The 25,546-nt window shown below is 31.7% G+C and carries 24 protein-coding genes and 1 other RNA gene; 11 read left to right on the top strand and 14 right to left on the bottom strand.

The features are described 5' to 3' along the window. Positions 1-31 precede the first annotated feature (31 nt). From ASC44_RS04750 to ASC44_RS04740, 3 genes are all read right to left on the bottom strand, one after another. Complete coding sequence (locus ASC44_RS04750) at positions 32-760, bottom strand: hypothetical protein (RefSeq protein ID WP_055446473.1); 729 nt, start codon at positions 758-760, stop codon at positions 32-34. 92 nt (positions 761-852) lie between these two features. Further along, on the bottom strand, positions 853-1,242 hold the full coding sequence (locus ASC44_RS04745; RefSeq protein WP_055446472.1) for an acyl-CoA thioesterase: 390 nt from the start codon (positions 1,240-1,242) through the stop codon (positions 853-855). Position 1,243: 1 nt separating this feature from the next. Beyond that, positions 1,244-2,272 carry a glutaminyl-peptide cyclotransferase gene (locus ASC44_RS04740; protein ID WP_055446471.1) on the bottom strand — a complete coding sequence of 343 codons (1,029 nt, stop codon included), beginning with the start codon at positions 2,270-2,272 and terminating at the stop codon, positions 1,244-1,246. 87 nt (positions 2,273-2,359) lie between these two features. Here ASC44_RS04740 and ffs point away from each other — a divergent pair. From ffs to fsa, 4 genes are all read left to right on the top strand, one after another. Continuing rightward, positions 2,360-2,458, top strand: an RNA gene (ffs, locus tag ASC44_RS17700) — signal recognition particle sRNA small type. 135 nt (positions 2,459-2,593) lie between these two features. Then, positions 2,594-3,394, top strand: coding sequence for an SDR family oxidoreductase (locus ASC44_RS04735; protein WP_055446470.1), 801 nt, complete (start codon positions 2,594-2,596; stop codon positions 3,392-3,394). A gap of 46 nt (positions 3,395-3,440) precedes the next feature. Then, positions 3,441-3,857 carry a hypothetical protein gene (locus tag ASC44_RS04730; RefSeq protein ID WP_055446469.1) on the top strand — a complete coding sequence of 139 codons (417 nt, stop codon included), beginning with the start codon at positions 3,441-3,443 and terminating at the stop codon, positions 3,855-3,857. 184 nt (positions 3,858-4,041) lie between these two features. Further along, positions 4,042-4,695, top strand: a complete 654-nt coding sequence (gene fsa, locus ASC44_RS04725) for a fructose-6-phosphate aldolase (protein ID WP_055446468.1) — start codon at positions 4,042-4,044, stop codon at positions 4,693-4,695. A gap of 115 nt (positions 4,696-4,810) precedes the next feature. Here the strand turns inward: fsa and ASC44_RS04720 are convergent, their stop codons facing one another. Further along, a complete protein-coding gene (locus ASC44_RS04720) occupies positions 4,811-6,238 on the bottom strand; it encodes a TlpA family protein disulfide reductase (protein WP_055446467.1) in 1,428 nt (475 codons plus the stop codon). 283 nt (positions 6,239-6,521) lie between these two features. Between ASC44_RS04720 and ASC44_RS04715 the strand changes: the two genes are divergently transcribed. After that, positions 6,522-8,147, top strand: coding sequence for an ABC-F family ATP-binding cassette domain-containing protein (locus tag ASC44_RS04715; protein WP_055446466.1), 1,626 nt, complete (start codon positions 6,522-6,524; stop codon positions 8,145-8,147). 81 nt (positions 8,148-8,228) lie between these two features. Here ASC44_RS04715 and ASC44_RS04710 read toward each other — a convergent pair whose 3' ends face one another. Continuing rightward, positions 8,229-8,468, bottom strand: a complete 240-nt coding sequence (locus ASC44_RS04710) for a putative signal transducing protein (RefSeq protein WP_055446465.1) — start codon at positions 8,466-8,468, stop codon at positions 8,229-8,231. Between the two features lie 148 nt (positions 8,469-8,616). Between ASC44_RS04710 and ASC44_RS04705 the strand changes: the two genes are divergently transcribed. Continuing rightward, positions 8,617-9,189 (top strand): fasciclin domain-containing protein, encoded by a 573-nt coding sequence (locus tag ASC44_RS04705; RefSeq protein WP_083476238.1) that lies wholly within the window; start codon positions 8,617-8,619, stop codon positions 9,187-9,189. A gap of 396 nt (positions 9,190-9,585) precedes the next feature. Here ASC44_RS04705 and pheT read toward each other — a convergent pair whose 3' ends face one another. After that, positions 9,586-12,012, bottom strand: a complete 2,427-nt coding sequence (pheT, locus tag ASC44_RS04700; RefSeq protein ID WP_055446463.1) for a phenylalanine--tRNA ligase subunit beta — start codon at positions 12,010-12,012, stop codon at positions 9,586-9,588. A 227-nt stretch (positions 12,013-12,239) separates the two neighbouring features. On the opposite strand from pheT, the gene ASC44_RS04695 reads away from it, so the two are divergent. From ASC44_RS04695 to ASC44_RS04685, 3 genes are all read left to right on the top strand, one after another. Beyond that, complete coding sequence (locus ASC44_RS04695; RefSeq protein ID WP_055446462.1) at positions 12,240-14,276, top strand: endonuclease; 2,037 nt, start codon at positions 12,240-12,242, stop codon at positions 14,274-14,276. Positions 14,277-14,421: 145 nt separating this feature from the next. Continuing rightward, a complete protein-coding gene (locus ASC44_RS04690) occupies positions 14,422-14,715 on the top strand; it encodes a hypothetical protein (RefSeq protein WP_055446461.1) in 294 nt (97 codons plus the stop codon). Between the two features lie 174 nt (positions 14,716-14,889). Next, positions 14,890-16,101 (top strand): TlpA disulfide reductase family protein, encoded by a 1,212-nt coding sequence (locus ASC44_RS04685; protein WP_055446460.1) that lies wholly within the window; start codon positions 14,890-14,892, stop codon positions 16,099-16,101. Between the two features lie 10 nt (positions 16,102-16,111). On the opposite strand, the gene ASC44_RS04680 is transcribed toward ASC44_RS04685, so the two are convergent. Beyond that, positions 16,112-16,498, bottom strand: a complete 387-nt coding sequence (locus ASC44_RS04680; RefSeq protein ID WP_055446459.1) for a hypothetical protein — start codon at positions 16,496-16,498, stop codon at positions 16,112-16,114. A gap of 316 nt (positions 16,499-16,814) precedes the next feature. Here ASC44_RS04680 and ASC44_RS04675 point away from each other — a divergent pair, with 316 nt between their 5' ends. Together ASC44_RS04675 and ASC44_RS04670 are read left to right on the top strand one after the other, a co-directional pair. Then, positions 16,815-17,180 (top strand): RidA family protein, encoded by a 366-nt coding sequence (locus ASC44_RS04675; RefSeq protein WP_055446458.1) that lies wholly within the window; start codon positions 16,815-16,817, stop codon positions 17,178-17,180. A 40-nt stretch (positions 17,181-17,220) separates the two neighbouring features. Then, on the top strand, positions 17,221-18,426 hold the full coding sequence (locus ASC44_RS04670) for a MalY/PatB family protein (protein WP_055446457.1): 1,206 nt from the start codon (positions 17,221-17,223) through the stop codon (positions 18,424-18,426). Positions 18,427-18,923: 497 nt separating this feature from the next. Here the strand turns inward: ASC44_RS04670 and ASC44_RS04665 are convergent, their stop codons facing one another. The 7 genes from ASC44_RS04665 to ASC44_RS04635 form a co-directional block, all read right to left on the bottom strand. Next, a complete protein-coding gene (locus tag ASC44_RS04665) occupies positions 18,924-19,472 on the bottom strand; it encodes a hypothetical protein (RefSeq protein ID WP_055446456.1) in 549 nt (182 codons plus the stop codon). Then, on the bottom strand, positions 19,472-19,747 hold the full coding sequence (locus tag ASC44_RS04660) for a peptidoglycan recognition protein family protein (RefSeq protein ID WP_055446455.1): 276 nt from the start codon (positions 19,745-19,747) through the stop codon (positions 19,472-19,474). Before ASC44_RS04660 ends, ASC44_RS04665 begins: the two co-directional genes overlap by 1 nt. A gap of 206 nt (positions 19,748-19,953) precedes the next feature. Further along, positions 19,954-20,487: a CIA30 family protein gene (locus ASC44_RS04655; protein WP_055446454.1), complete on the bottom strand. Its 534-nt coding sequence runs from the start codon at positions 20,485-20,487 to the stop codon at positions 19,954-19,956. Positions 20,488-20,587: 100 nt separating this feature from the next. Continuing rightward, on the bottom strand, positions 20,588-21,622 hold the full coding sequence (locus tag ASC44_RS04650) for a hypothetical protein (RefSeq protein ID WP_055446453.1): 1,035 nt from the start codon (positions 21,620-21,622) through the stop codon (positions 20,588-20,590). A 27-nt stretch (positions 21,623-21,649) separates the two neighbouring features. Next, entirely contained in the window at positions 21,650-22,957 is a 1,308-nt protein-coding gene (locus tag ASC44_RS04645) for an SH3 domain-containing protein (protein ID WP_055446452.1), read from the bottom strand. A 687-nt stretch (positions 22,958-23,644) separates the two neighbouring features. Then, a complete protein-coding gene (locus tag ASC44_RS04640) occupies positions 23,645-24,226 on the bottom strand; it encodes a MiaE family protein (RefSeq protein ID WP_055446451.1) in 582 nt (193 codons plus the stop codon). Positions 24,227-24,425: 199 nt separating this feature from the next. Next, positions 24,426-25,496, bottom strand: coding sequence for a flavin monoamine oxidase family protein (locus ASC44_RS04635; RefSeq protein WP_055446450.1), 1,071 nt, complete (start codon positions 25,494-25,496; stop codon positions 24,426-24,428). Positions 25,497-25,546 lie beyond the last annotated feature (50 nt).

Below are 25,546 nucleotides of genomic sequence, written 5' to 3'. Positions count from 1 at the left end.
TGTATTAAGTTTAATTATAAAAAGATCAGTCTCATTCTCCTCTTTTAAAGTTTTTAACAATTGTATTAAATTCTTCGCTGGCTTTAATAATATTTTCTAAAAACTCAAGGTCTTTATGGCCTGTTAATAGTTTGCTGTCGATGCTTTTTGCTTCAACAAATTCAAAGAATAAAAACTTTTTATCTTTTTCTATTTCTAAGGTTTCGGTTAGTAATGTATCATTAAAAAGTTGATGTTTACCGTTAAATAAAGAATCGAGATTTTCATAAGAAACTGGAACGAAAGATTCTGCCTTGTTTTTGTTTTTAAACAGCTTAGCAACCAAGCCAATAATTTTAATAATATCCAAACCGCCTGCTGGCATCCTTCCATAGAGATGCGGATTATTTTTTATATCCTCTAAAATAACATTTTTTAAATTAGACTCTATTTTTTCTTTCTCAGTACTATTAATCTTAACCTCTTCCAGAGTGTTTTCTGTTTCCTTAAGCTGAATTACAAAAGGTTCCTTTAGGTAGCTAGGCTCAACAATAATGTTTTGTGATTTGTAAAAAAGAGAACTTGTTTTTAATGTATCGCTTACTTTTGCTATAATGGAGAACTCGCCATTTTTGTTTGTAAAAGCTATATTTTTATTGGAAATGTTCTCAATTTTAATGTCTTCTACAGTGGACGTTGCGTTATAAATAACACCACTAATAGTCTGTGCCGTTAATGAAATAGAACTGAATAAAATGAAAAGGAGATAAAATTGTTTCAAATGATTAGGCTATTGTTAGTGTCTCAAAAATAGAATAATCATAAAGTATATAGAGCTGTTTATGAAACTTTTAACAGCTTCCATAGTAGCGTTTAAAAGAATAATTTAGAAACTTCTTCAGTAATACGAGCAGGTTTTAAAGTTTTAGAAGACATAAAGCACCATTTTGTTTCCGATTTGGCTAGTAGTGTGTTTGTTTTTGTATTAAAAATCTCTACTATTCTATTACAAGTAACACCTTTTGCGTTTATAACGTAGGTTTTTAAAAGTATTTCATCGTTTAGAAAAGCAGGCTTTTTATAGTCTATCGTATGTGATAATAAAATCCAAAAAAAGTTTTCGGTAATATTTTTCGGACCGTTTTTTAGCCAATGAGATTTAGCAACACTATTCACCCAGTCTATATAACGTACGTTATTAACGTGATTAAGCTCGTCTAGATCCTTTTCTGTAACCGTTAAGGTTTGTGTAAATACTTGCAAATTATTCTTTTATAATTTTAACCTCAAACAGTTTGTCCCAACGTTTTCCAGTAACAAAAATGGTTTCTGTTTCAGGATTGTAAGCAATACCGTTTAAAACATCTAAACCTTTATGTTTTGTAACGCGCTCTTTTAAAGGAGAGAAATCTATTACAGCTTCGGTTGCTCCATTTTCTGGATTAATAATTACTACTCCGTTTTTTTGGTAGATGTTAGCGTAAATTTTTCCGTTAATCCATTCTAGCTCATTAAGCTTTCCTATTTTTCCTTTATTAGTATAGACTTGAATATTGCCGTCTTCTACTAAAGTTTCAGGATTTAAATACCATATTTTTTCTGTACCATCACTTTTATAAAGCATTTTTCCATCGTTACAAATTCCCCAACCTTCGTGGCTTTTTCCAAATTTAAAAGTACTAGTACGCTCAAAAGTATCTACATTATAAACAAAACCTTTTCCGCTTAACCATGTTAATTGGTAGATGTTGTTGTTTAAAACAGTTAAACCTTCACCAAAATAATTATCGGCTAAGTCTATATTTTTAAGTACTTCTCCTGTTTTATAATTTACTTTTCGCAGCTTACTTTCTCCTTTTTGTCCTGTGCTTTCGTATAACTCTCCGTTATAAAACTCTAAACCTTGTGTATAAGATGTAATATCGTGAGGATAGGTGTTAATAATTTCGTAGCCAAATACTTTAGGAGCAACATTATTAACAATAGCTATGTTTTGTATTGCAGTTTCTATTTCTCCATCGTAGTCTATAGTAGCGATAACATCATGATTTCCAAGCTTAAAACCGGTAAGAGTTGTAGCTTCTGTAATTTCTTTACCATCCAAAGCATAACTAACCGATTCTATCTCAAGATTCTTAGGATTTTGAATGGTTAATTGTAGTTTTTCGTTTAATGCAATGGTATTATTAGTTGCATTTGTAGAAATGCTAAAGTTTTTTTTATCAGAACCGTTTCCACAATTAAATAATGTGGCAGTTAATAATATGATAATAAGGTGTTTAAATACGTTCATTTTGTTATTGTAATTTTAAGCAAGATATTTATTAAAATTCAGTTTAAAAAATGATTGTGATAATATTAAAAGATTGTATATTTGCAGCGGCAAGTCCTACACAACTAGCTCCTGTTGAATCCTCCAGGTCGGGAACGAAGCAAAGGTAAATGGTCGTAGCAGTGTGATGTAGGTAGCTTGCCTTTTTTTATGCAATAAACTCAAATCTTGAAAGCCTTGGCTAGTCAGGATTTTTTAGTTTAATATACTTTCGTTAAAAATAATAAATATCATAATTTAAGTATATTGTATTTTAAATTTTAAAGTCTAATTTATTAAGATATGTCTAAAGTTATATTAATTACAGGAGGATCTTCTGGAATAGGAAAATCTATTGGCGAATATTTAAAGCAACATGGCTTTATTGTATATGGTACTAGCCGAAGTCCAGAAAAATATCACAATCATCCTTTTAAAATTGTAGGTTTAGATGTTAAAAATGTAGCTACTATTAATAACGCTGTCGCGGAAGTAATAGCTGCCGAAGGGAAATTAGATGTCCTTATTAATAATGCAGGAGTTGGTATTACGGGTGCAATTGAAGAAATTCCTGCATCCGAAATACAAAACAACTTCGATACTAACTTTTTTGGACCAATAAACGTTATTAAAGCTGTGTTACCACAAATGCGAAAGCAGAATAGTGGATTGATAATTAACATTACTTCTATTGCTGGTTTTATGGGATTGCCATATCGTGGTATTTATAGCGCAAGTAAAGGAGCATTAGAGTTATTAACTGAAGCTTTTAGAATAGAATTAAAAGATTTTAATGTAAACATGTCGAACATTGCACCTGGAGATTTTGCTACTAATATTGCTGCAGGACGTTATCATGCGCCTTTAAAAGCAGAGTCTCCATATAAAAAGTATGGCAGTGTTTTAAGTGATATAGACGAACATGTTGATAATAGTGATGACCCTATAGTTGTGGCAAAAATGGTTTTAAAAGTTATTAATACTAAAAAACCTCGAACACATTATAAAGTAGGTGCTTTTATGCAAAAATTCTCTATTGTATTACGTTTTTTGTTACCCGATAAGATGTATGAGAAGATGCTAATTAAGCATTATAAGCTATAATTCTTGGTATGTTTGTTGCTGTTAGTTTAAGCCTAATAACTAACCAATGAAAAAACGATACTCTATTTTATTTTGTATTAGTCTTATTACGCTTGTAGGTTGCGAAGATCTTTTAGATTGTATTATTAACCGAAGTCCAGAACTGCCAGAAAAATATTTAGAGTCTGGTAGAGTTGGCTACGTATATTTCCAAGAGATAACGGCAGGTATAAAAAATGAACCACGCGACGATATTTATGATTATAATTTTGAGATTTACGGAGATATTCCAGACGGTTTAGAGGTGAGTATTGATTTTAGAACACTTTTTATTGAAGGAACACCTAATGATAGCGGTAGATATGAGTTTACTATAGCCTTAAATGTTGGTCCACCAGAATACTATGACGAGGAGACTGAAGATTATGAAAATTCTATGTGTTCTACATCTACTTCTATGGACTATGAGATTATTATTAATTAATAGATAAGATATTGTTAATATCATTTAACATCATTTTTTCTGCTAGTTTAACTTAAAGCGTAACTTTGCTTTGCGTTAAGGATAGAAGCGGCATCCTTTTTTGTCATTAAAAACAAAAAAGATATAGCGTATAGCCTGACCTTTAGGTAACGCCCAAAATAATAAACACAACTAAATATTTAATATGAAATTTTTTATTGACACAGCCAATCTTGAGCAAATTAAAGAAGCAGAAGATATGGGAATCTTAGATGGCGTTACTACAAACCCATCGTTAATGGCTAAAGAAGGCATTACAGGTACAGATAATATTTTAAAACATTACGTAAAGATTTGTAATCTTGTTGAAGGTGATGTAAGTGCAGAAGTTATTGCTACCGATTTTGAAGGTATGGTAAGAGAAGGTGAAGCATTAGCCGATTTACACGACCAGATTGTTGTAAAGTTACCAATGATTAAAGATGGTATTAAAGCTTGTAAATACTTTAGTGATAAAGGTATTAAAACAAACGTAACACTAGTTTTTTCTGCTGGTCAAGCATTATTAGCTGCAAAAGCTGGTGCAACATATGTTTCTCCTTTTATTGGACGTTTAGATGATATCTCTACAGATGGTTTAAATCTTATTGCAGAGATTAGACAAATTTATGATAATTATGCATTTGAAACTCAAATTCTTGCAGCTTCTGTTCGCCATACAATGCACGTTATTGATTGCGCTAAGCTTGGTGCAGATGTAATGACTGGGCCTTTAAGTTCTATCGAAGGTTTATTAAAGCATCCACTTACAGATATTGGTTTAGCTAAATTCTTAGAAGATTATAAAAAAGGAAACTAAGATAAATAGTTTAAAATATAGTGTATAAAAAAAGACTATATTCATAATTTATCAGTTTTTTTTTTATGTAAAATAAAACCAAATAAATTTACATATTCAGTTTTATACTTACAGGTTATTGGTTTAGTAAACCAAGCAACTCTTGCTCAAAACCTACGCCAAACATATTGGCTTTTGCATTTATAATTTCGCCGTTTTTATTAAGGATAAAGACTTTTAATATTGGTTCGACAGAAAGTGTTTCTTTAGATTGTCTCGGAGATTTAAAACGATATTCGTTATGCACTCTAGCACCATTATTGTTTAAGACTTTTAATTGTTGGTCATAAGAAGCCGCATCAATATTAATAGCGATAATATTAAATTCAGGATATTTTACACCTAATTCTTTTGCGCGATTATGAGATGATATTAGATGGTTTTTATTCCTTTTAGACCAGAAATATACAATTGTTGGTTCTTTTATAAGATCGTAAATGCTAATTTCTTCATCATTTTTATCCAATAATGTTACTGGAGGAATTTTGTTTCCTAGTTTTAATCTTTTGTAAGAACAAACAAACTGCGAGGCAAATTCTATGTCTACTTTGTTCGTACTTTTTGCTTTAAAGGATTGTAACATTGCATCATAATCGTCAGTGTTTTTAGAAACACTAATAAATTGATGAATCACATTCTTTAAAAGATCGTTTTTAATACTCTCATTGCTTATTTTAGTATTAATCAACTCCATTTTATCGAGGTTGTAATGTAGGTCTAGCTTATTATACAAACTATCTTTAGAGTGAGAGAAGTGTTCTTGTAATGCAATATTATTGAAATGAAATCTTAAAAAAGATAAATATGGGTTGTTGTCTTTTAATGCAGTATTGTTGTAATCTATTTTTTCTCTATAATCATAGAAACCTTCAGGAAGACCTTTAAAAGCATCTAGCTCAGATATTTTATAATTAGCTAGAGGATACAGTTCTTTGTGTGCATAATACTCATAGTTTATGCTTGCTTCTGCTATTTCATTAAATAACTTTGAAGTTTCATTTTTTATAACAAATTTTTCAAGTTTCTTTAATTTTGTGTCTCTCGAAGTTCTATAAATACTGTCGAATTCTGTTACATTTTTCTGTCCTAAACGAAGTGTTTTTTCATCTTCTTCTTCATTTAGTAAATAAATGTCCATTAAGAAATTGTTTTCTTTAGCACCTTTACCTGTATAGACTAAGGATTCATCAAAATCGAAAGTGTTTAAGCGTAACATTATACTATCGTTAGCTTCAATTAAGAAGTTTTGGTACTCTCTACCATGAAAAAAGGTATATAAACCAGGTTGGAAGTCTTTAAAATTATACGAAAACCTGTTTTTTTCATTGAGCATCAAAGTATCTAATATTTGACCAGATTTTAATATTGTAATATATTTTTTATTGGGATTAATAATTTCTCCTCCAATGTATGCTTTGTTAATAGTAGAATCATCACTCTTCTTTTTGCAAGAAAATTGAGATACTGCCAGTAATAAAATAACAAATAAAAAATTAGATTTCATAGATAAGCATGCGCAATAGTTAGTAAAACAAATGTATGTTTTGAAATCGAGTAGTGGTGTTAATGCGTTGTTAAATTGAATATAAAATAAGTTAATTGTTTGGTTTTTAAAGCGTTGGTTAATGTATATAACAGTGTATTTGTTTTCTTAAACCGAAGATATTTTTTACTTTTGCAAAAAACTTATATCGGCTTTTATGTCAAGGAGTAAAAAGCATAAATTTTATAGGTTTTTCGATTAAAAAATAGAATAAAAAATTCTGAGTTAAAAATAAATAGAATAGATGTTATCAGTTTCAAATCTTTCAGTACAATTTGGTAAAAGAATACTATTTGACGAAGTAAATACCACGTTTAATAACGGTAATTGCTATGGGATTATAGGAGCCAACGGTGCAGGGAAATCAACATTTTTAAAAATAATTTCTGGTCAGCAAGAAGCGAATTCAGGAAGTGTACATTTAGAGTCAGGTAAACGTTTGTCTGTCTTAACACAAGATCACAACAAGCATGACGAAGACACTGTTTTAGAGACTATTTTAAAAGGGAATCAACCTTTATATAAATTGAAGTCTGAAATTGATGCATTATACGCAGATTATACAGATGCAAATGCGGAAAAAATAGGAGAACTTCAAGTACAATTTGAAGAAATGAATGGTTGGAATGCAGATAGTGATGCTGCTGCAATGTTATCTAACTTAGGTATTAAAGCAGATTACCATTACACTTTAATGGGAGATCTTGATGGTAAGCAAAAAATACGTGTTTTATTAGCACAGGCACTTTTTGGAAATCCAGATGTACTTATTATGGATGAGCCTACCAATGATTTGGATTACGAAACTATTTCTTGGTTAGAAAACTTCTTAGCAAACTACGATAATTGCGTTATTGTAGTCTCTCACGATAGACACTTTTTAGATGCTGTTTGTACGCATATTAGTGATATTGATTTTGGGAAAATTACACACTTCTCTGGTAATTATACCTTCTGGTACGAGTCTTCTCAATTAGCAGCAAGACAGCACGCACAACAGAACAAGAAAGCTGAGGATAAAAAGAAAGAATTAGAAGAATTTATTCGTCGTTTCTCTGCCAATGTAGCAAAAAGTAAACAGGCTACTAGTAGAAAAAAGATGATTGATAAGCTTAATATTGAAGATATTAGACGTACAAGTCGTCGTTATCCTGCAATTATTTTTGAGCGTGATAGAGAAGCTGGTGATCAGATACTTGGTGTAGAAGGCTTAGCGGCTACTTTGGATGGAGAGACCTTATTTAAAGATGTAGATTTAAACCTTCAAAAAGGAGATAAGGTTGTTTTGTTCTCTAGAGATTCTAGAGCAACAACTGCTTTTTATCAGATTTTAAATAATAATCTTAAAGCAGATTCAGGTAAGTTTAATTGGGGAGTTACGACAACACAATCTTATTTGCCATTAGAAAATGATGCTTTCTTTACAGAAAATTTAAACTTAATCGATTGGTTGCGTCAATGGGCTCAAACAGAAGAAGAAAGAGAAGAAGTAAATATTCGTGGATTTCTTGGTAAAATGATTTTTAGTGGTGAAGAAGCTTTTAAAAAATCGTCTGTACTATCTGGAGGAGAAAAAGTGCGTTGTATGTTATCTCGTATGATGATGACTAGAGCGAACGTTCTACAATTAGACGAACCAACAAATCACTTAGACTTAGAAAGTATTACTGCTTTTAATAACTCTTTAAAGAATTTTAAAGGTACAATACTGTTTACGACTCATGATCATGAGTTTGCACAAACAGTGGGTAATAGAGTGGTTGAATTAACACCAAATGGTGTTATAGATAAGTATACTACTTTTGATGAGTACATGCAAGATTCTAAAATTAAAGAGCTTAGAGAGAAAATGTATACTGTTAAAGCTTAATTATTAGGTAAACAACAGTTGAAGTCAAATAAAAAGCCTCAAAAATCTTAGATTTTGAGGCTTTTTATTTTTAGTTGCTGTTTACTGGTTTTCCATTTCACCACGAACTGCTTCTACTATACGTACAGCAACATCTGTTTCGCTTTCGTGAACGTAAACTTCTGGTTGCCCAATTAGAGAAGCACCAAATCCAGCCAAGCGACCTGATTCAGTTTCGTCTTTAATTACTGGGTTTATACCTTCGGCTTCTAAACGTTGTTTAATTAATTGAACAATTATAGTTCCGCCTGTGTAAATTTTTATGTATTCTGAATCTGTCATAGTTGTTGTGTTAATAAGGTTATACTTAAAGATACAAAATAATAAGTATAAACTTACAATAGATATTATAGTTTAAGTTTATTTTAAGAGATCCAAAATCGCATTTATTTCGTATCTTTAAGTACATGCGTATTATAAACAAATTGAGATGAACAGTGTAGTAAGACTAAAATTTACAGTGTGGTTATTGCTTCTTGGTTTTTCAATGGGTGTAGATGCTCAAACAGCCGATGAAAATAGAGTAGAAGTACTTCAGGATACTGTAGTGCATTCTAAAACAGATATTATTTCATTTTTAGCTGCATCAAAGGAACATTCTATATTTTTAAACTTACTCAAGGTATCAGGAGTAGACGAGGATTTTTCGTCAGAAACGATTCTTACTCTCTTTGCGCCAACAAATGCAGGTTTCGAGAAGTTGCCAAAAGGGACTTTAGAAAATTTAACGCTACCAGAAAATAAATACAAGCTTATTAATATTCTTAATTATCATATACTAGTGGGAAGTGAAAGTTCTACTGCAATGTCTAAAATAATTACAAAAAATAGAGGTAAAGCTAAGTTTCAAGCTAAAAGTGGTGGTGCAATTACCGTTTTTATGAAGCAAGGAATTTTTGCTATCGAAGGTAATAGAGGTAAGGGTATATTAATAGAAAATCCGGATAAATTACAAAGCAATGGTATTGTACATGTAGTAGATTCTGTATTGATACCTCAATAGCCGAAATATTACAATGGATATAAGTGAAATCTTAAATGAGATTTCTTTTTTACATCAGAACATTTTCTGCATTAAAAAAGGCAAAGCTATAGTACTGTCAAAAAAAGGCATGAGACTAGATTATAAAGAACTAAAAGGATAAGTATTAGCTTATTTTAACTCAGCTTTTTAGAAGTAAAAGCAAATCTCCCTTACTCAGCTTTTAAATAATTATAAATTCTATACGCTCCATAACCTATTAGCACAGCAGCAAGTATTAATCTAAAGTTACCATAATTAATAGTATCAATAAATAAGTGATTATAGATGCGGTAACCTCCAACACCAATAAACGCAATTCCAGCAATTAAACTTATTATTTTTTTTGCTTTGGCTTGTCGTTTTGCGTTTCCATAATTATCTCAATTCTGCACCTAGCTTAGTTTCAAAGTTTTTTTGAAGCTTGCTCATTATTTTATCTACAACTTTATCTGTAAGCGTTTTGTGTTCATCTTGAAACATAAAACTTACAGCATAACTCTTCTTTCCATTAGGTAAGTTTTTACCTTGGTAAACATCAAAAAGGTTTACGTTTTTAAGCAGTTGTTTTTCAGTTTGCTTGGCAATAGTGTGTATGTCTTCAAATGTAACTTTATCATCTAACAATAGCGCAAAATCACGTCTAACTTCAGGGTATTTAGGTATTGCAGTAAACTTAATTTTATTGCGTTTTGCAACTTCAATGATATTATCCCAATTAAAATCGGCAAATAATACCTCTTGACTAATATCAAAATGTTTAGTGATTTTGTTTTTTACAATTCCAAAGTCTACTAAAACAGTTTTACCAATAGTGTATTGTATCCCTTCTGTAAAAACATCATTTTTTGAAGGTAATGCTCTGTAACGAGATATTCCTAAACGCTCTAAAGCAGCTTCAATACTCCCTTTTAAATAAAAGAAGTCACCTTTTTGCTGTGGTGTTGCCCAACTTTCAGGAGATTTATTACCTGTAACAAAAAGCGTTAAGTGTTTGTATTCTTCACGAGAACCATTGTAATCGTGATATGTTTTTCCGAATTCAAAAAACTTTAAATCACTACGTCTTCTATTAATATTATAAGACACAGCCTCTAATCCAGAAAACAATAACGACTGTCTCATAACAGATAAATCGTTACTTAATGGATTAAGCATTGTAATATTATGCTCTTCTTTTAACTGATCGCTAAGTGCAATGTAATTAGGTGTTGTTAAAGAATTAGCCATGATTTCATAGAAACCTTGAGATGCTAATTGATTACCAATAACGTTTTGTAGTTTATGATCTTCAAATTTTGAAGAGTTTGAAATCGATGCGTTAAGCTTCGTAGTGGTTTTAATGTTGTTGTAACCATACACACGAAGTATTTCTTCTATAACATCAGCCTCGCGTTGTACATCGTTTCTATAGGCAGGAATGGTTAAACCTAAACCAGTCTCAGTAACATTATTTACTTTAATTTCTAAAGAGGATAAAATGCTTTTTATCGTTTCTTTATCAATTTCTTGACCAATAAGTTTTGTTACTTTATCGAAAGTAATATGGACCTGAAAGTCTTCAATTTTATTAGAATACGAGTCTGAAACATCACTTGTAATTTCACCACCTGCCACTTCTTGAATTAATAGTGCAGCACGTTTTAAAGCATACTCTGTAATGTTTGGATCGATACCACGTTCAAATCTAAAAGAAGCATCTGTATTTAAAGCATGACGCTTTGCTGTTTTTCTAACGCTTACAGGATTGAAGAAAGCACTTTCTAAGAAAATTTTTGTTGTGTTCTCAGACACTCCAGAATCTAATCCACCAAAAACACCGGCAATACATAGTGGTTTTTTAGTATCGCAAATCATTAAATCGTCTTCGTGTAATTCGCGCTCAACACCATCTAAGGTTGTAAACTTTGTACCTTTAGCAACGGTCTTTACTTCAATTTTATTATCAGCAATTTTATCAGCATCAAAAGCATGAAGTGGTTGCCCTAATTCATGTAAAACATAATTAGTAGCATCTACAATATTATTTATTGGCGATAAACCAATTGCTTTTAATCTGTGTTGTATCCAAGATGGAGAGTCTCCAACTTTAACACCAGATATGGTGACACCACAATAACGTGGTGCTAAGTCTTTATTTAAAACATTTACATCTATCTTTAAAGAGCGGCTATCTACATGAAACGCACTTACAGAAGGTGTTATTAATTCTAAATTAATGTCTTTATGTTGTAAACCAGCTTTTAAATCGCGTGCGGTACCAAAATGACTCATGGCATCTGCGCGGTTTGGTGTTAAACCAATTTCGAAAACCTGGTCGTTTTCAATTTTAAATAAATCTGCGCAAGCAGTTCCAACAACAGTATTTTCTGGTAAAACCATAATACCGTCGTGAGATTTTCCTAAGCCAAGTTCGTCTTCGGCACAAATCATCCCAAAACTTTCCTCACCACGAATCTTCCCTTTTTTTATAGTCCAAGCTTCACCTTCATCAGTATATAGAGTGGTACCAATAGTAGCAACAGGCACTTTTTGTCCAGCGGCAACATTTGGAGCTCCACAAACAATTTGTACAGGAGTTTCTGTGCCAATATTTACAGTAGTAACCTTAAGTTTATCTGCATTACTATGTTGTTCGCAAGTTAAAACCTCGCCAACTACAACGCCTTCCAATCCGCCTTTTACGCTTTGGTAAGTGTCTAGCCCTTCAACTTCAAGACCTAAATCTGTTAGTAATTCGCTGGTTTGTTCTGGTGTCCAATCTGTTTTTATAAATTGTTTGATCCAGTTATAAGAAATCTTCATGTAGTATGCTTTAAGAGCGCAAATATAAGAATTGTTGTGGCTTATTTAAATTGAAAAAAGTGATTTGTTTAAAAAATAGTTGTTAACAGTTTTTTTAAGCCGAATTAACCTATTAGCATAGCTTAAGCGGAATATTGTTACTAATTTTAAAACATAAAAGACGAAGACTTAAAAAGGTGTTATTTAATAGAATATCTTTAGTAAACAAACCAAATCCACCCATAAAAATGAAAAACAAACTACTATTACTCTTGCTATTAGGTTCTACAATAGCATTTTCGCAAGTCCCGTCTTATTATAACGATGTCGATTTAACCCAAAGTGGTACTGCTCTAAAAGAGGATTTAGCAACAAAAATAATAAGTACACATAGTAACTTTTTAAGCTACACTCCTGGCGTTTGGAATGCACTAAAACAAGCAGACTTAGATCCAAACAATAGCAGTAATGTATTACTTGTCTATGGTTATAATGATGCAGATGGTGTTGCAAAAACAGACAGAACAAGAGATAAAGATGCTAATGGCACAGGAGTTGGTACATGGAATAGAGAACATGGTTACCCAAAATCTTTAGGAACACCGAATTTAGGAACCTCGGGACCTGGCAGTGATGCGCACCATTTAAGAGCAAGCGACGGACAAATGAATTCTACTAGAAATAATAGAAAATTTGCAGATGGTTCTGGTGATGCAGATGTTACATCTCAAGGTTATTTTTATCCTGGAGACGAATGGAAAGGTGATGTAGCAAGAATGATGCTTTATATGTATTTACGCTATAATAATAGATGCTTACCTGTAAATGTAGGCATTGGAAACACTGTTTCTGGAGATAGTAATATGGTAGATTTATTTTTACAATGGAATGCCGAAGACCCAGTTAATGCATTCGAAGACCAACGTAATCAGGCAATTGAAAGCGCTCAAGGTAACAGGAATCCGTTTATAGACAATCCTGCATTTGCAACCCAAATTTGGGGAGGTGTACAGGCCGAAGATCGTTTTGGAAACGGAAACGGAACAGATCCAGGAACTGGAGATAATACAGGAACAGCAGACGAGTTGTTTATTTCAGAATACGTAGAAGGTTCTTCTAATAACAAAGTTATTGAGATAGCCAACTTTACAGGAAACACGGTAAACCTTTCTGCTTACACACTTAAAAAGCAAACTAACGGTTCTGGAAATTGGAATACTGGTTACACACTAAGTGGTGCGCTTACTAATGCAACTGTTTTTGTAATAGCCAATAGTAATGCTAGCACTCTAGCCAAAGCAAATGCAGATGTAACAACAACAAATACTGCCATGTCTTTTAATGGAAACGATCCTGTTGGTCTCTTTAAAAATGGAGTATTGGTAGATATTGTAGGTACGTTTAATGGTGGGAGTTCAAACTTTGCTAAAGATGTTACTTTACGAAGAAAAACAGCTATAGATTCTCCAAATGCAACATATACAGTTTCAGAATGGGATACTTTTATTAAAGATTCGTTTTCTAATTTAGGAACACATACCGTAGATGGTGGTGGCTCAAACCCTCCAAATCCAACTGTAACATATTGCAGTACAAAAGGAAATAGCGTTGCAGACGAGTTTATAGATTTTGTAAGTATTGGAGGTATTTCTAACAGTTCTGGAGCAAATGGTGGTTATATAGATAATACTAATATGGTTGGTAATGTTGGTTATGGTTCTAATACGATTATATTTAGTACCGGTTTTACGGGACAAGCGTATACCGAATTTTGGAAAGTATGGATAGATTATAATCAAGATGGCACTTTCGATGCTAACGAGGAAGCAGCAAGCGGCTCATCATCAAGTGCTGGTAATTTATCAAGAACCTTTACTATTCCTAGTTCTGCATTAGCTGGAGCAACTAGAATGCGAGTATCTATGAAATATAATGCAGCACCAACACCATGCGAAACCTTTAGTTATGGAGAAGTAGAGGATTATACCTTAAATATAGGAAGTAGTGCAAAATTAGGAGCGCGTACTAAAAAGTTGTTAGGGGAATCGTTAGAGGATGAAAAACCCATTTTTAATTCAGTCATTTATAATGCTTATAGTGGCTTAACTTTAAATATGAAAGACCAACGCAAGGTAAACTACAGTGTTTATAGTTTAAATGGGAGTGTGGTAGTAAACGGAAGCTTTTCAGAACAGATAAACTTAAAAAACTTGGAGTCTGGAACATACATTATTCATATAAACGATGGGCAACGCGTTATAAAAAAGAAGATTATTAATAAATAAACTTTAATAGCTGTAAATAGTAAGAAATTCAGTCGAAAGATTGGATTGTAAATGTTAAATATGAGATGCAAAACATCTAAATTTATTTTCTTAGCGTAACTATAACAAAACAAACATTATTAATCTATTTAAAAATTATCAACAAATGAAAAATTTAAAAATTGCATTATTTTTAGCGGTAACATTTAGTCTTGCAGGTACTCAATTAGCGACTGCTCAAGTAGAAGTTGAAGTTGAAGAACAGACAGAAGAACAAGTAAAAGAAGAAAAAGAAGCTGTTAAAACTATAAATAGAAGAGACGAAGAATCTGTTAAATTATCGAAGACCGAAGAGGAGGAAACGGAGCTAAAAAGTTTAGACGGTGAAGGTGTTAAAGAAGAAGATCTTGATATTAAAAAGGACGATGAAGACGAAGATGAGGACGACAACAGAAACTAAAACGATACTATTAAGCTTCCCTCAAGTTTAATAATAATGAGACATTGCGAAAGCAGTGTCTTTTTTTTGTGTTTAGACAAAACCTAAAACACAGTAGTAAGGTTTAACTAAAAAACTGTTTTTATTTGTTAGGTTTTTGTCGTTATTTCGAATAATATTAAAAACAGAATAAATATGCGTAAAATACTAGCAATTTTAACTCTAGCGGTACTCTTTTCTTGTCAAGAAACATCGACTCAAGAATTTCTTTCTTTTGGTGACTATAGGGCAGAATTAAAAATAAACGATACCGAAGTTATACCATTTACTTTTAAAGTAAAAGATGCAAACAACTTAACTGTTTTTAATGCTGAAGAACAAATTGAAGTAAACGAAATAGAATACAGTAACGACTCTGTATTTATACAAATGCCAGTTTTTGAAGCACTTTTAGCAGCAAAAATTAAAGATCAAACATTAACAGGTAACTTTATAATAGAAGGTAAAGATAGAGTCGTGCCTTTTAAAGCAGAAAAAAGCAATACACGTTTTAATGTTACAGCTAAAGCCGAAGCAAATATTTCTGGAAACTGGGAAACGGTATTTAGTCCAGAAACTGAAGCCGACAAATACATAGCAAAAGGTGTTTTTAAACAAAACGGAAATCAAGTAACAGGAACCTTTTTAACCGAAACTGGAGATTATCGTTTTCTGGAAGGCGTTATAAATGGAACAGATTTAAAACTCTCTACCTTCGATGGTGCTCATGCCTTTTTGTTTACTGGCAAAGTAACCGATTCTACTATTAACGGAACCTTCTACTCTGGAAGTCACTGGAAAGAACCTTTTACAGCGAAGCGCAATGCTGATTACAAACTGCCAAGTGCAAACGCATTAACCTATTTAAAAGAAGGTTACGATAGTTTGACTTTTACCTTTCCAGATGCTAACGGAAACATGATCTCTCTTGCAGACGAGCGTTTTAAAAACAAAGTGGTTTTAGTACAAATTATGGGAACTTGGTGTCCTAATTGTTTAGACGAAAGTAAATACTACGCAGAATTCTACAAAGAAAATCAAGCCAAAGGTTTAGAAGTTGTAGCCTTAGCGTTTGAGTATGCTAAAACCAACGAAAAAGCCTTTGCAAGTATAAAACGCTTGCAAGATAGAATAGATATTACGTATCCTATTGTATTAGCGCAAACAGGAACTACAAGTAAACAAAAAGCGCAAGAAAAATTACCAATGCTTAACCATGTATTAAGTTATCCAACTACAGTGTTTGTAGACAAGCAAGGCAAAGTACGTAAAATACATACAGGCTTTAATGGTCCTGCAACTGGTGAAAAATTTACAGAGTTTAAGAGTGAGTTTACTGCGTTTGTTGGAGAGTTGTTAGCAGAGTAATTTAATATACTTATTGAATTCTAGTAGCTTTTAAGTAGTAATTGTAACCTTCTAGCTCATTTTCTTGTACTTTTTCTACTTTTAAAAGTTCTTGTTTGTCTAGCCTAAAACCTGATTTAGCCATAGGAATATGACCAATAAAATAGTTTAATTCTGAAGTATTAATAGCAGTAGGTTTGGTCTCGAAGGTAGTAGAATATTGTCTTATATGAACCATAATGTCATCTAATGCTAATATTTTAGTTACGCCATAAGTACCATTTTTGCCTTTTGAAGTATAAAGACCTCCAACTCTTAAAACACTAGTGTCTCTTTTCTTGTTTTTATACTTGTATACAACTAAGCTGCTAATTAGGATGATTATAATTATAATAATAACAATATATGTAGTCTTCATATTTTAAATTAGGTCTTAATTTATTGGTTTAAACGTGTCTTTTTAGACTTAAACCAGCCGTAATAATTTGGGTTTCACTAACGTATCGGCTAATTTGTTTCGTTGTTTAAGTAACTAATACAAACGTAATAGAAAATCCGTTAAGATTTTAGTAAGCAGACAATAATTAAGTAATTAATTATGTGTGCTAATAAGCAATGTATTTATGCTATTTAGATTGAAATAATTTAGGTTGCTATTTGCTTTTTTTAAATAAAAGTAAATCTTAAATAAAAATAATTTACTAGTTTTAAACTTTAACCAATACTATAAACCAATGTCGATAACTAGAACGGATACAACACCACGTATGAGTAGGATTGTTGAACACAATAATACCATTTATCTTTGTGGTCAAGTGGCAAAAGATGCAACTAAAGGCATTAAAGAGCAAACGGAAACAACACTAGAAAAGGTTGAAGAATTGCTTAACAAAGCAGGTTCTGATAAAAAACACATCCTTTCGGTAACCATTTATGTAAGAGACATAAAAGACTTCTCTGCAATGAATGAAGTTTGGGATGCATGGGTAGCAGAAGGCTATCAGCCAGTACGTGCATGTGTCGAAGCCCGTATGGCGCGACCAGAATTGCTGGTAGAAATGTCTGTAGTTGCTGCAAAAATAACAACAGAAAAAAAATAATATAATCGTGTACTTTTAGTCAATCTAAATTTTTAAAATCATGCCATCTAACAAATACCAGTTTAATCAAGTATTAGAACGAAAAGGAACCAATGCTATGTCTGTTGAGGGTTATAGAGGTTATCTTTTTGATCCAGAAGAAGATCTTAGTGGTAAATATCCTGAAGCAGATTTTATTAAAATGTGGGTTGCAGATATGGAATTTGCTATCGCTCCAGAAATTATTAATGCTATGAAAGCACGCTTAGAACACCCATTGTTGGGCTATACTATGGTAGCAGATCCTTCTTATGCGTTGAGTTTTCAGCAATGGTGTATCGATCGTTATCAATGGACGTTTAACACAGCGCATTTAGTACATGCTAAAGGTGTTATTCCTGCTTTGTACGATTTAATTGGTCAAATCTGTAAACCAGATGAAAAAGTATTAATTGTTACGCCGTCTTATGCGTTTTTTAAGCATGGAGCCAATTATAATGAGGTAGAATTGGTTTGTTCAGATTTGGTAGAAGAGAAAGGTAGGTTTAGCATGGATATGGACGATATTAAAAAGAAAACTTCCGACGAGAAATGTGTTTTGGCAGTTTTCTGTAACCCTCATAATCCAACTGGTAGACTATGGTCTAAAAAAGAATTATTAGAGTTTGGAAACGTTTGTTTAGAAAACGGAGTGACTATAATTTCTGATGAAATTCATTGCGACTTACTCCGTAAAGATAAAACCTTTACGCCTTTGGCGAGTCTTTTTCCTAATTCGGATAAGATAATCACGTGTATGGCACCAAGTAAAACATTTAACCTTGCAGGTAATTTATTTGCTAATATTATTATTCCTAATGCTGAATTAAGACTTAAATACAACGCATTTTATTTACCTGTAGAAAACCCATTAAGTTTTGTAGCGTCTCAGTCTGCTTATTCCAAAGGCCATGATTGGCTTATTGAATTAACAGATTATTTAGATGATAATTTTAAATACTTAAAAGAACAATTAGATACACATTTGCCTCATACAAAGTTCGTAATTCCAGATTCAACCTACTTGGCTTGGGTAGATGTGAGTTATTATTTTACTAATACTGAAAATCTAACCTTGTATTTCGCACGAAATGCAGGTGTTTTATTAGAAGGCGGAAATATGTTTGTCGCTAATGCAGATGGCTATATTCGATTAAATCTTGCTTGTCCTAGAGTAATATTAGAAGAAGGTTTGCGTAGAGTTATAAAAGCTGTTTTAGAGAAGTAGATGTATTTACTTGTTGGTGGATTTAGTTATTTTTTTAGTTCCCAATTAGCAGTTGTGTTATTTATATTTAATACCTGTTCCAAGTATAATATTCGGATGCTAATTTTATTGCAAAAACGAAAACAGAATGTTTCTTAAAGGCCTCTTTCTTTAGCTTAAATTCTGATTGTAAAACGCTTCTATTCATTTGAATTTAATGGAATTAAGTTTGTTTAAGTATGTAAAAAACTAGTATCCTTTTTCTTGTTTTTATACTTCTAATCACTTATGAAGCTGATGATGAGTATTGTAATTATTACAAAACATATAGTCTTTATGTTTTGAATTAGGGATTGGTTTATTGGTTGAGGTGGTTGTTGTATATTAAAATTCGTGGGAGTGAATTTATGGTTTCGCTAACTCCTGGCGGCTATGAGTTGTTTTTTGAAATTTACTTACTTTTGTTTTAGCAACTAAACCGCTATTATTTTTATACATTGTTGGCAACTGGAATTTGATTAAGCACTACAATCTGTGGTTACTCTGTCGATTAATGTTATGTAAAAATTATCGTCTATTTTAGTTAGATAAAAAATTAAATCTTTTTCCGTTAATACAATCCTATAATTATTAGCTTCTATTACTTTATTTTTCTTAAACACTTCTGATATTCTATGATTGGTAATTATATTAGAAAAGAATAAACCTTTTTTTTTCCATTCAAAATCGTCACAGTTATAATTCACATTATATTTTATTATTTCTTTAGAATAATCTTCAACATTTACATTAGTTATAATCTGAAATATAGTTCCCAATGCACTTTTTTCGATTTTTATATCATTCCAATGTTTTACCTCATCAGTTATTCCGATTCTAGACACTTCATATATTCCAAATTCAGAATGAATATATTTTTCATTTATTTTTTTTATGTCTTTTTTATTAGATAGTTTTAGTATTTCATAAATGGTTGCTGTCAATTTCTCATCAGCATTTACTTGCTTAGGTTTTACTCTGCATGAAATTGATAATAAGATAAATAAAAATAGTATTGCTTTTTTCATTATAATTCTTTTAATATGTCGTTAATAAAACTACTTCCTTCACCTTTAGTTTTGGGTTTTATTTCGTCGTGCGAAAATATATCCTTATTATCTAAAGAGTATTGCTTCTTTAAAACTTTACATAAACATATTACAGCTTTTTTCTGCTTCTCTGTCAATTTATCCCAGACTCCTTTATCTTCTCCTTTGTATTTTCCAGAAGTCTCTTTACCTGATGTTTTAGTGAATTTACCAGCTACTTCAATTCCCACAGAATCTGAATTAATTGGATACAATTTTTATTCAGTTTCTTCCGTTTCAATATGCCGATTGAGTGAGCGTCTTGTTGCCAACCGTTTCGTTGATACAAAATCTTATCAATATTTTGTATCAGACGCTATCAAAGTTATACTTTTAAAAATTAAAACCGAATGATTTTCGATGCGAAACAGAATTAAACGTCAACAAGTTTTTTCTTGTTAAAAAAGAAGATTAATGACTTTTAATTCAGTTCAATAGCATCAATCAATAACTCAAATTTTTCAGCCTTTTTATTCCCTATTAAAAAAGCCAATTCTTCTATCGTATTTTTGTCGAAGTTTGGGATATCGAGTGTGCGACCTCTAAAGGCAGGATACATGTTTTTTAAATCTATGGTAATGGTTTCCCATTCGCTAGAAGTAGTAAATGTTGCTATATAAGAGAACCGTTCGTTTTTGTTTGCTTTTACTCTAAACTGGTATGCTTTGCCATCGCCTTTTAGTTTTAAGCAAACTTTGGTATGTTTAGAGACGTCTACCGTTTCCATGTTGTAGCGTAAAGACGAAAACCCACCATTATTCTCTAAAGAAATTGCACCACTAAATTTACCGTGTCCATCTTTGCTTAAGGCAAAGTTTCCGTTAGAGCGTCCGCCCATAACCACATCGTCTACAATATGCCAATTAGAAATATTAGCATCTTTGGTGAAATTAAAAAGTGTTGTTGAGGTCGTCATAACAGCAGTGATTAGTAAAATTAAGGCTAGAGATTTCATAGCGATGGTTTTATCAAATTTACGAATTTAAGACGTGGCTTTTATGTCAATAAAAAGTTAAAACGGCTTGTAATGTTACTTTTTTAGTCTGTTTTGTGCGTTAACAGTCAAAACCAATAGCTATTTCTGCTGCTTTTTTTATAATTTCATTGTCTTTTGCTATAGTAGAAAGATATAAAATAATTCTTTTTTCTTCGTAATGTCTATTGGCTTCAAATATGAAATCTAATTTATTATCCGAATCGATATCGCCTATAAATAGTAGTTTAACAAAAGTATCGTTAAAAGACGCTTCTTCTAAAAATAGCACTTCCGAAATTTGGTCTGTTGCAATGTAAAGTTTGTAGTTTTCTACTACCGAGTAGCGTTCTAAGGAGTTGTTTTCATGTACTTGTTCTGTAGAAATAATGTCGCCTTCTGCTCTTATAGTGTACTTGGTGGCTTTGTAATTAAAGGTTACTTTTTCGTTAGGCCATATTTTATTTTTACTACTCTTTTTAGAGTAAACGGCTCCAAGTTTTAAATTAGGGTTATTAATATAAATAAGCGTTTTGTTTTTGGGTATGATGGTTTTTGTAGAATCTCCTGTACACGCATCTTCATCGCTTTTAATAGTATAATTAGCATGGTTTAAATAGAAGTTAGCGTCTTCTGTGTTAAGCTCTAACCAATTTTTATTTAAACCATTTACTGGGTTTTTGTTTTCCCAATCGCGATAAGTAAAAGGTAAAAGGATATCGTCTAAAACACTTTTTTCTTGCGCTTTGGTTGTTTTGCTAATATTGGGTTTTTGGTTCGATAAATAGGCGCCAAAGGTGTAAACAGTGTCATTATTAACTAATACACCTAGCCATTCGCCTTTTTTAATGTTGTTATTATCATTAATGGTTTCAAAAACAAGACTGTGTTTAACGATGTTTACTTTTGTTGCGTATTCAAATTTTCCAATAACCTCTCCTTTGGGTTCTTTTCTGTAATTTAATCCGGATTTAGCAATCACGAATTTTTCTTTAGTAATAGCCTCTGCTTGTTTATTTACCTGAATTCCGTCCTCATTAAAAGTTGTGTTTTCTTTGGTGTTAGTTTTACAATTTAGAAGTAGAGTAGCAAGTAAAATATAGAATACTTTTTTCATGGTTGTTATGTAATAAGTGAACGTGTTTTATTCTTGTTGTAACCAATTAAACTTTCCGTTTTTCCAGTAAACAAAACCGCCACCACAACTTTCTGAGGCATGCATATATATGGCATTATAATCGACTCTAATTTTTTTGTTTTCTGGTACATCTTCATAGTCTATAAAATCGTCTTCGTAGTTTGACCATAAAACTTCATTTTTATTTACTTTTTGAAATACACCAACCCAACCATAATCTGTCATTTTAAAAGGATCATTTTCATTTCCTAAAATAAGAAGACTGTTTTGATAGTTATTATAGTTAATTATTCCAATTTTAGTTGCGCCTTCTTTGTCTTTTAAAAGTACAGCAATATCATTTATGCCGTCTCCAAAAAAGTCGCCTTTTAAAAAATATGGTGACTTACTTTTATTAATGGTTAGATTTTCATATTCACTATATTGGATTAATTCATGACTTAAATTGTGTAAATTATCGGACATTTTCTCTGTGTAACCATCAAATACATACCCATAACCTTTATTAGAGTCTGCTAATGTTGTAATTTGAATTGGGTAATTTTTAAATTCTACTTTCACCCAATTTCCATTAATTTTTTTTCCTTTATCGCTTATGGTTTCTGTGAATCTTGTTTTTTCTATAATAGTTATTTGAGCTCCAGAATATATTTTTCCTATTTTTTTGCTTTTTAAACCGGGTTTGTTTCTAAGTAGCAAGCCATTTTCTGCAGTTACTATATATTTTTCTTCTAAGCCTTTTAGTTCGTTACCTGTCCAAGTTATCGTTTTTATTGTTTTTTCGTGAATTCTTTCTGTCTCAAAACCAAGAAGACTGTTTTTATTAGGTTTGTTTTTGTTAATTTTTTCTCGATACTCTACTACTTCAATAGTTGTTTTACTTTCTTTTCTAAAAGCATATTCTAGATATGTGTTTCCAATATCGTAATCGTTTTGTTCTAGTTTAGGAAGCCCAATCCACTCGTTATTATTGGTAACCAAGTAATAATAAACATCTGTATTACAATAACAAGCACAATGATCGATATTGATTTTTACAATTTTAGATATATTCTTTAATTGAGTTTCTGTTGTTTCTGAAACAGAAGAATACTCATTGTTATATGTATCTAAATTAACTTCAAAACTTATAAGTTTTTTAGTATTAGCGCTTTCTAAATAAATTGTTTGTTTGTAGGAATCATTTCCATTTGATAGGCTTGTGTAAGTGTTAATTTTTGATATTGATAAGGTTTTAGACTTTTTAAAGTCCTGCCCAATTAAACTTGTTTGAAAGCAAAGACTTAAAATGGCTAATATTAGAATGTTCTTCATGATTTTTTATTACGATTTTAAGTATTTGAACCTGTTTTAATTAAAGCTTAATTATTGACACCATTGAAATTTATAACAACTTTCTTTTTTATTCCTTTTTCTTTATAGTCGATGTTTCTAATTCGATTATTAATAAAAGGATAGATATTTAAATCTTGTAAGGTTTTGAGGCTCTCTTTGTCGGTTTTAAGAAAGTTTTGAGCTTGTTTTATATATTCAGGACGGCATTTCGCGTACTCACTTTTAGTCTTTATTAATCGATTATAAAAACGAGTTTTAAACGTTATTGATTCTCTTTTTATAGCTTCGAAGGTGTAGCTAAGTTAGGTTTTTAGAAACTGAAACCGAACGATTTTAGATAAAAAATTTTAAATTTAAAATGAGGTGTTTTTTATTGCGTTACCACATCAGTAATTGTGTTTTAGAATAGTTTCTTATTTAAACATTGAGGTTGTCTCGGTTCTCGTATTTAGTTATTTGGGGAGGTAAGGAGTCTATTAATGAGGCTGTGCGACTTGTGTAAATTCTATGTTTTAACTTAGCGCTATTATTGAATAGTGAGCAGTTTTCTGTTTTCTGTTAAAAAAGCGAATTTTTTAATCGTGTTTTCTCAAAAGCAGATAGGACAAATACTTATTTGTTATTTATTTTTTAAATTTATGGCATTACTATTTTTAGAGACATATGTTAACCATGTATGGTTTCGCTCTTACCATAGCTTTTTATTAATATACCTTCAAACTCCACTAATTCTTGCCAGCGTTTATCTACATCGATACCTTTTCCGTATTGTCTAGCAAAGGTTATGAAAGTAGTGTAATGTCCAGCTTCGCTAATCATTAAATCGTGGTAGAACTTAGAGAGTTCTTCGTCATTAATACGTTGAGATAAGAGTTTAAAACGTTCGCAGCTTCGTGCTTCTATCATAGCAGAAAACAATAAACGATCCACAAAACTTTGTTGTCTGCTGCCACCTTTGTTCATAAACTTGTACAATTGGTTTACATAATGGTCTTTACGTTCACGGCCTAAAGTATAGCCACGTTTTTTAATGATATCGTGCACCATCTGAAAATGTTCTAACTCTTCTTGAGCAAGTTTAATTAGTTCTGTAACTAATTCTTCGTGCTCGCTATTGTTAGTAATAATAGTAATAGCATTGGTTGCTGCTTTTTGCTCACACCAAGCATGATCGGTTAATATTTCTTCAATATTACTCTCTACAATGGTTACCCAACGTGGATCGGTTTCTAATTTTAGGTGAAGCATGCTCATAGTTTACTATTTTTTGTAAAGATAATTATAATAGAAATAGTTTACACGTGTCACTTCGAGTGAAATTCTTTTTTTTAGAATTTTGTATCGGGAAGCCGTTATAGTTTTTCAAGGTTTAGCTACGTTTAAAAAGGTTCTCGATACAATACTCCTAAAGTCGTATCACTCGAACTGACGCAGCTAGCTAAAGCTATTATTTGTAAATAGCTTTAAGTTGATTAAAAACAAATTGAGAACTAGTAATAGCACCTTCCATTTTTCCAGGAAACACAGTACTTGTTTCTGCTCCAGCTATAAATAACTTGTTATCTAAATAGGTGTCCTTAAACAATGGATGGCCATTATTAGCTTGTGGCATTAAAAAGCTGTCGCTTTCAATAGTGGTGTGTTTTTGGTTTGACCAATCGCATTCTTCGTAGCTTTCAAAATCTAATGCTTGATCTCCATAGTAGCTTTGTAGTTGTTTTAAGGCTAGGATTTTTCGTTCTTCTTTAGTGTGTTTAGAAAACGATGGATTTATGAAACCGCTTAATGCGTGTAAGTTTTTGTCTGTATTCGAGTGGTCGTAAAACTCTTGAATAATGCTAACACTGCTGTAAATGGTGCCGCTTGTACGTTCGGCTTTCCAAAATGGTGCTTTATAGGTAAAGCCAATTCTTATAGAATTATGCATCCAAGTGTGTGTGTTCTTTAAAAGGTCTTGAATAGCTATTGGTAATGCGGGTTTTATGGTTATGTTTTTAGAAAACAATAATGGTGGAAGTGTAGAAACAATATGTTTACAATGGTATGTTGTATCGTTTGTTTTTGCCTCTAAACCATTAGGAAGCAATTTAATAGATTGCACGATTTGGTTACATGCAATGGTATTGGTATCTAGTTTTTGCTCTAAAGCTTTAATAATAGAATAGGTGCCATTTGCAACACGATAACTAGCAGCATTGTTTGGCGGTAATTGTACTAATTGCGCTGCTTGATCTTGATTAGGATGGTAAATGGCTGTGTTACCATAATGCTGCTGGAAAATAGTAATATTAAGTTCTTTTAATAATGCTAAAGCATTAACTTGTTGGTTTATTAGCCACGTAGCACCTAATTCTATTGGTGCTTGATTAGTGTTGTATTGTGTTTTAATTCTGCCACCAACGATGTTGTTAGCTTCTAGGATTTTAAAGGTTATGTTAGCCTTTTTAAGGTAGTAAGCGAGTGTTAAGCCTGTTAAACCACCACCAATAATAAGTACATCTGTTTTTATTGTTTTCATAAATTATGAGAGGTAAATCTTTAGTTTTAGTCGAAGCTTACGTGTTGTTT

Origin of the sequence: Lacinutrix mariniflava (assembly GCF_001418015.1) — a bacterium.
Lineage (GTDB): Bacteria > Bacteroidota > Bacteroidia > Flavobacteriales > Flavobacteriaceae > Lacinutrix > Lacinutrix mariniflava.
The sequence above is the reverse complement of the archived record's forward strand: the minus strand, read 5'-3'. Positions and strand labels throughout refer to the sequence as shown.

Bases quoted from the DNA above. Each gene is read 5' to 3' on its own strand.
- ASC44_RS04740 (WP_055446471.1), bottom strand. From the start codon at position 2,272: ATGAACGTATTTAAACACCTTATTATCATATTATTAACTGCCACATTA.
- ASC44_RS04735 (WP_055446470.1), top strand. From the start codon at position 2,594: ATGTCTAAAGTTATATTAATTACAGGAGGATCTTCTGGAATAGGAAAA.
- ASC44_RS04730 (WP_055446469.1), top strand. From the start codon at position 3,441: ATGAAAAAACGATACTCTATTTTATTTTGTATTAGTCTTATTACGCTT.
- fsa (WP_055446468.1), top strand. From the start codon at position 4,042: ATGAAATTTTTTATTGACACAGCCAATCTTGAGCAAATTAAAGAAGCA.
- ASC44_RS04720 (WP_055446467.1), bottom strand. From the start codon at position 6,238: ATGAAATCTAATTTTTTATTTGTTATTTTATTACTGGCAGTATCTCAA.
- ASC44_RS04715 (WP_055446466.1), top strand. From the start codon at position 6,522: ATGTTATCAGTTTCAAATCTTTCAGTACAATTTGGTAAAAGAATACTA.
- ASC44_RS04710 (WP_055446465.1), bottom strand. From the start codon at position 8,468: ATGACAGATTCAGAATACATAAAAATTTACACAGGCGGAACTATAATT.
- ASC44_RS04705 (WP_083476238.1), top strand. From the start codon at position 8,617: ATGAACAGTGTAGTAAGACTAAAATTTACAGTGTGGTTATTGCTTCTT.
- pheT (WP_055446463.1), bottom strand. From the start codon at position 12,012: ATGAAGATTTCTTATAACTGGATCAAACAATTTATAAAAACAGATTGG.
- ASC44_RS04695 (WP_055446462.1), top strand. From the start codon at position 12,240: ATGAAAAACAAACTACTATTACTCTTGCTATTAGGTTCTACAATAGCA.
- ASC44_RS04690 (WP_055446461.1), top strand. From the start codon at position 14,422: ATGAAAAATTTAAAAATTGCATTATTTTTAGCGGTAACATTTAGTCTT.
- ASC44_RS04685 (WP_055446460.1), top strand. From the start codon at position 14,890: ATGCGTAAAATACTAGCAATTTTAACTCTAGCGGTACTCTTTTCTTGT.
- ASC44_RS04680 (WP_055446459.1), bottom strand. From the start codon at position 16,498: ATGAAGACTACATATATTGTTATTATTATAATTATAATCATCCTAATT.
- ASC44_RS04675 (WP_055446458.1), top strand. From the start codon at position 16,815: ATGTCGATAACTAGAACGGATACAACACCACGTATGAGTAGGATTGTT.
- ASC44_RS04670 (WP_055446457.1), top strand. From the start codon at position 17,221: ATGCCATCTAACAAATACCAGTTTAATCAAGTATTAGAACGAAAAGGA.
- ASC44_RS04665 (WP_055446456.1), bottom strand. From the start codon at position 19,472: ATGAAAAAAGCAATACTATTTTTATTTATCTTATTATCAATTTCATGC.
- ASC44_RS04655 (WP_055446454.1), bottom strand. From the start codon at position 20,487: ATGAAATCTCTAGCCTTAATTTTACTAATCACTGCTGTTATGACGACC.
- ASC44_RS04650 (WP_055446453.1), bottom strand. From the start codon at position 21,622: ATGAAAAAAGTATTCTATATTTTACTTGCTACTCTACTTCTAAATTGT.
- ASC44_RS04645 (WP_055446452.1), bottom strand. From the start codon at position 22,957: ATGAAGAACATTCTAATATTAGCCATTTTAAGTCTTTGCTTTCAAACA.
- ASC44_RS04640 (WP_055446451.1), bottom strand. From the start codon at position 24,226: ATGCTTCACCTAAAATTAGAAACCGATCCACGTTGGGTAACCATTGTA.
- ASC44_RS04635 (WP_055446450.1), bottom strand. From the start codon at position 25,496: ATGAAAACAATAAAAACAGATGTACTTATTATTGGTGGTGGTTTAACA.